The sequence below is a fragment of the Salinicola sp. genome, from assembly GCF_982684285.1.
The window spans coordinates 1-820 of record NZ_CEXLVS010000019.1; the positions used below are offsets into that span (position 1 = coordinate 1).

At 67.0% G+C, this 820-nt stretch carries 1 protein-coding gene; it reads right to left on the reverse strand.

The features are described 5' to 3' along the window. Positions 1 to 780 (reverse strand): ABC transporter permease subunit (locus AC3AYF_RS03170; RefSeq protein ID WP_295034833.1); only part of this gene is annotated, 780 nt, incomplete at its 3' end. Positions 781 to 820: the final 40 nt, after the last annotated feature.

Below are 820 nucleotides of genomic sequence, written 5' to 3' on the forward strand. Positions count from 1 at the left end.
CCCGGCGACGCCGGCGATCATCGCCGAGACGACGAACAGTGCGAGTTTGACGTGATCGACCCGGTAGCCGATGAAGCGCACCCGCGCCTCGGCATCGCGGGTCGCCACGCTGACCCGGCCGAGGCGCGAGACGGTGATCGCCCGGCACAGCCAGAACGCCAGCAGCACCGCCATGCCGGAAGCCACGAACAGCGCCACGGTCATGCCTTCGCTCGCCAGCGAGAAGCCCAGCAGTTCGTAGAAGCGTGTCAGCCCCGTGCTGCCGCCCATGCCCATCTCGTTGCGGTTGAACGCCAGCATCAGCGCGAAGGTCAGCGCCTGGGTGATGATCGAGAAGTAGACGCCGGTGACCCGCGAACGAAACGCCAGCCAGCCGAACGCCAGCGCCAGCAATCCCGGTGCCAGCAGGATCGCCAGTGCCGCCACCGGAAAGTAGGTCATGATCGACTGCCAGCCGGGCAGCGGCGAGGTCTGGGCGTTGAGGTAGAGCCCCATGGCGTAGCCGCCCAGGGCAAAGAAGGCGCCATGCCCCAGACTCAGGATGCCGAGATAGCCCCAGATCAGATCCACCGCCAGGGCCAGCAGCATGTAGGTGAAGTACTTGCCCAGCAGCGCGACGGTCGCCCCGCTGACGTGCAGCGCGCTCGACGCCGGCAGCGCGTTGAGGATCAGCACCACCAGCATGCCGACGATCAGCGCGAAAGTGGTCACCAGCGTCGAGCGGGACAGGAACGCCTGCCGGGATCGATCGCGTTCCTGCGGTACAGCCTGGATCGTCATGAGGTTCGTCCCTTGGGTGCGAAGATGCCCTGCGGGCGCT